Raw genomic sequence first — 5003 nt, 5'->3', positions numbered from 1 at the left:
GAGATGTTCCTGTTGTGGGAATATCGGCGGTAAGAAAGCATTAAATATCCGTGAGTGGGAATGTCTTTTCTGTGGGACTTTCCATGATCGAGACATCAATGCTGCGGTAAATATCAAGGTCGCCGGTGGGCAATCGGAGACCTCAAAAAACGGACGTGGAGGAAAGTGTAAGACTTCTGTTAAAGAAGCATCATCCCGTGAAGCGTCAACCCATCCGAAGATCGTTCAATTAAGTTTGTTCGATCTGCCGGGAATCACCGTCCGGCCCTGGCGGTGAGGATGCCAATCTCAAACAGAGACGGGGTGCTTGCTTTCCTGTAACAGAGCCAGATATTCCTCCTTAAAATACTGTAGGGTACTTAAAATCGGATTGGGAGCGCTTTGACCAAGACCACAAAGACTGGTTTCTTTAACCATTTGACAGAGATGTTCTAGGTTTTCGAGGTCGTGAATATCGGCCTTTCCGTCGATAATTTTGGCCAACAATTCAAACATTTGTACTGTTCCCGTGCGACAGGGGATACATTTACCACAGGACTCCTCGCGACAGAATTCCATATAGAATTTCGCCACCTTGACCATACTGGTACTATCATCCATAACCACCATACCCCCGGATCCCATCATTGAACCGAGTTTGGCTAAGGATTCGTAATCCACGGGAGTATCGAGTAAATTAGCGGGAATACAACCCCCAGAGGGGCCGCCGGTTTGTACCGCTTTTACTTGACCATCGGGAACACCACCCCCCATCTCCTCGACAATTTCCCGGAGAGTAATGCCCATTGGCACTTCAATCAGCCCATTATTGCAGATTTTTCCCGTTAAAGCGAAGATTTTTGTCCCTTTACTGCTGGCAGTACCGATATTGGCATACCAAGCGGCCCCCTCGCGGATAATAGCGGCGATATTAGCGTAGGACTCGACGTTATTAATCAGGGTGGGACAACCATCGAGGCCCGATTGGGCCGGATAGGGGGGACGGGTGCGGGGAGTGCCGCGGCCGCCTTCAATGGAATGGATGAGAGCGGTTTCCTCTCCACAGACAAAAGCTCCCGCTCCGATGCGGATATCCACCTTAAAATCGAAAGTGGACTCGAATACTTGGGAACCCATTAAACCGAATTTTTTGGCCTGATTAATCGCTTTTTGCAAACGATCTATCGCTAGGGGATATTCGGCTCTAACATAGATATAACCATGATCGGCCCCCACGGCATAGGCAGCGATCGCCATTCCTTCCAGGACTAAATGGGGGTCACTTTCCAAAACACTACGGTCCATAAACGCCCCGGGATCCCCTTCATCAGCATTACAGATAACGTATTTTTGTTTACCCGGTTGTTTAGCCACCGTCGCCCATTTTAAACCGGTGGGATAACCGGCACCACCCCGGCCGCGTAAACCGCTTTTGATGATTTCCTCCACCACCTGGGCCGGAGTCATCTCGTAGAGGGCCTTGTAGAGAGATTGATAGCCACCGACGGCGATATATTCCTCAATGCGATCGGGATCGATTTTACCGCTATTTTCCCGGACAATTTTGACCTGATGGGAGAAAAAGGGATGTTTTGAGTCCCCTAATTGCACCTCGGTTTTGCCGCCGTTTAAGGCCGCAATAATGCTGGCCGCACTTTCCGGGGTGACTTCTTCGTATAGGAAATCCTGGGGATCCACTTCCACTAACGGACCGCGACCACAAAAACCCATACAACCGACCCCCACCACTTCGACTGTATCCTCTAGGTCTGCCTCTTTGACGGCAGTGGCGAGGTTTTTTTTGATTTGGAGGGAGTTAGCAGCTTGGCAACCGGTGGAAGTGCAACAATGCACCCGGATGCTTTTTTGTCTAGCTTTTTCTTTTGCGGCCACTGCCAATAATTCTTGTAAGTCCATATTTTTTTCAATCCACTAAAGTGAAAAATTACTGGGAGAAACTCTTTAGTTTTGCTAAGACAGTTTCCGAATCTTGTTTCGGGGCCACGACTCCATCGAAGACCACGGCCGGTGCAATCCCACAGGCCCCGATACAACGGGCCGACACTAGGGAAATTTCTCCATCGGCGGTGGTTTCTCCCACTTTGACATCAAAGCTGTTTTCGATGTCTTCGAGGATTTTGCCGCTGCCTTTGACATAACAAGCAGTCCCCATACAGACGATACAGGTGTGTTTTCCCGCCGGTTTCAGGGAAAAGAGATGATAGAAGGTTGCTACCCCATAGACGCGACTGAGGGGCAGTTTTAGCGCCCGAGCAACGTAGAGGAGAACATCTTCTTCTAGGAATCCGAAAGCTTCTTGGGCTTTGTGCAGGACTTCAATCAGGGCTGATTGATTATATCCTGCTCGCTTCATGGTGATGTCGAGGACTTTGAAGCGTTTATCGCCACTGGGATGCTCTTTTTTCTCCGTTTGAGGAGGATTGGCAGTTTGCATAAATCTGAACCAAATAAATTTTAGGGGCGATGACGGGAAAAAGATGGAGAGTTGTCGGTTTTCCTTGGTCATCTCCCTGCTTTTATTCTGACACTGGCTCCAGAGGGCGATCAATAACTTTATCTTTCCTTTAGTTATTGGGGGATAGGGGATTTTTCGGCCTTGTCAAATTGAAAGATGCTCCGAATCAGCCTGGAACTGAAATTACTTTGATAGCAAGGATTGCATTGCATCTTTCCTATAATAGTGTTTAATGAACGAATAGGGCCTTTTATGGCGGGCTTAAGTGGGGAACAAGAGTCGCTCGATTTAGCAGTGGAATATAGCTAGGTAATAGCTGTAGGGCTAATTCATGAATTAGCCCTACAATCAATTATGATGAACCCTGGAAATAGAAAACGGGTTTCTTCGAGAAACCCGTTTTCTGTGGGGTTTTTTGCGGAAAGCATCCCCCTCTCCTCGTAGGTTAAGGGGGTAAGGTCATAACAATCCGTTGCCAAAACCGACTTTTCAGAATACAATAGGGACGAGTAGTCATTCATCGCTCAGATTAGTTAAGATGACATTACATGACTAATAATATTGACCATGATCGCTTATTTAAGGAGTTAATCTCCACCTTTTTTGTCGAATTTATCGAGTTATTTTTTCCTCAATTGATGGATTATTTAGATAGGGACTCGATTACTTTTTTAGACAAAGAAGTATTTACCGATGTCACGGAAGGAGAAAGGTATGAAAGCGATTTAGTCGCACAAGTTAAGTTTCGAGGAAAAGAATCTTTTTTTCTGATTCATCTGGAGGCGCAGGAAAGTTCTCGAAAATGGTTTAATCGGCGGATGTTTACTTATTTTGCTCGCTTTCATGAGAAATTTGTCCTACCGATTTATCCGATTGTAATTTTCTCTTATTCAAAGCCAAAAAGAGAAGCGATTAGTCAATATGTGGTCGATTTTCCCGATTTTAAGGTGTTAGAATTTAACTATCAAGTAGTGCAGTTAAATCGATTAAATTGGCGAGATTTTCTTAATCAACCGAATCCGGTTGCTTCAGCTTTGATGGCGAAGATGAACATTGCCGAGAAAGAGCGAGCCAAGGTGAAGGCGGAATGTCTGCGCTTGTTAATTACTTTAAGGTTAAATCCAGCGAAAATGCAATTAATTTCTGGATTTATTGATACTTATCTCAATCTAAATCCGGTGGAAGAGAGACAATTTCAAGAAGAGATTAGCACATTTAGTCAACCTGTACAGGAGGGAGTTATGCAAATTACCACCAGTTGGATGCGTCAAGGTATTGAACTAGGTATCGAACAAGGTATCGAACAAGGTATTGAACGGGGTATTGAACGTGAAAAGACATTGATTCTTCGTCAACTTAAACGCAAGTTAGGGGAGATTAATCCTTCATTGGAAACTAAAATCATGGAGTTAAGTATTGATGATGTTGAAGCATTAGGAGAAGCTTTATTCGATTTCTCTAAGGTTGAAGATTTAATCAATTGGTTAAATACTTTAATTACCTAGTTTTGACGTTAGCGATCGCATCTTCGCAACAAATGAGAAAACGGGTTTCTTTGAGAAACTATTTAGAAAACGGGTTTCTTTGAGAAACCCGTTTTCTTGTAATAGTTGGGCTAAAACTGTTAGCAATAAACCTTTGCAGTTAACGTCATGAATTCCACCCTGTTGCCGATTCTTCCTGCTGTTTACGATAGTTTGTTCGATTTAGCTCAATCTGATGGATTTTGGTCGAATTTCGCAATCGCTGTGGGTTAAGGGGGTGAAATCATAACAATCCGTTGCCAAAACCGACTTTTCAGAATACAATAGGGACGAGTAGTCATTCATCCCTCAGATTAGTTAAGATGATATTACATGACTAATAATATTGACCATGACCGCTTATTTAAAGAGTTAATCTCCACCTTTTTTGTCGAATTTATCGAGTTGTTTTTCCCCCAATTGATGGATTATTTAGATAGGGACTCGATTACTTTTTTAGACAAAGAAGTATTTACTGATGTCACGGAAGGAGAAAGACATGAAAGCGATTTAGTCGCACAGGTTAAGTTTCAAGGAAAGGAATCTTTTTTTCTGATTCATGTAGAGGCGCAGGAAAGTTCCCGAAAGTGGTTTAATCGGCGAATGTTTACTTATTTTGCTCGCTTTCATGAGAAATTTGTCTTACCGATTTATCCGATTGTAATTTTCTCTTACCAAAAGCCAAAAAGAGAAGCGATTAGTCAATATGTAGTCGATTTTCCCGATTTTAAGGTCTTAGAATTTAATTATCAAGTAGTGCAGTTAAATCGATTAAATTGGCGAGATTTTCTCAATCAGCCGAATCCGGTTGCTTCAGCTTTGATGGCGAAGATGAACATTGCCGAGAAAGAGCGAGCCAAGGTAAAAGCGGAATGTCTGCGCTTGTTAATTACTTTAAGGTTAAATCCAGCGAAAATGCAATTAATTTCTGGATTTATTGATACATATCTCAATCTAAATCCAGTGGAAGAGATACAATTTCAAGAAGAGATTAGCACATTTAGTGAACCTGTACAGGAGGGAGT

Annotated in this window: 5 protein-coding genes; 3 read left to right on the top strand and 2 right to left on the bottom strand. The window is 43.5% G+C overall.

Going from position 1 to position 5003, the window contains the following annotated elements; all coding sequences use genetic code 11:
• Nucleotides 1-277, top strand: a 277-nt coding sequence (locus O9324_RS09960; protein ID WP_288140101.1) for a zinc ribbon domain-containing protein, incomplete at its 5' end; no start/stop codon positions are given.
• 11 nt (nucleotides 278-288) lie between these two features.
• On the opposite strand, the gene nuoF is transcribed toward O9324_RS09960, so the two are convergent.
• Entirely contained in the window at nucleotides 289-1896 is a 1608-nt protein-coding gene (nuoF, locus tag O9324_RS09955; protein WP_288140100.1) for an NADH-quinone oxidoreductase subunit NuoF, read from the bottom strand.
• Nucleotides 1897-1924: 28 nt separating this feature from the next.
• Nucleotides 1925-2434, bottom strand: coding sequence for a bidirectional hydrogenase complex protein HoxE (gene hoxE, locus O9324_RS09950; RefSeq protein WP_002744404.1), 510 nt, complete (start codon nucleotides 2432-2434; stop codon nucleotides 1925-1927).
• A gap of 569 nt (nucleotides 2435-3003) precedes the next feature.
• Between hoxE and O9324_RS09945 the strand changes: the two genes are divergently transcribed.
• Nucleotides 3004-3960: a DUF4351 domain-containing protein gene (locus tag O9324_RS09945; protein WP_288140099.1), complete on the top strand. Its 957-nt coding sequence runs from the start codon at nucleotides 3004-3006 to the stop codon at nucleotides 3958-3960.
• Between the two features lie 351 nt (nucleotides 3961-4311).
• The coding region (locus O9324_RS09940; RefSeq protein ID WP_288140098.1) for an Rpn family recombination-promoting nuclease/putative transposase at nucleotides 4312-5003 on the top strand (692 nt) is incomplete at its 3' end.

This window comes from Microcystis sp. LE19-84.1B, assembly GCF_027531875.1.
GTDB lineage: Bacteria > Cyanobacteriota > Cyanobacteriia > Cyanobacteriales > Microcystaceae > Microcystis > Microcystis panniformis.
This window is presented reverse-complemented; position numbering and strand designations above follow the sequence as displayed.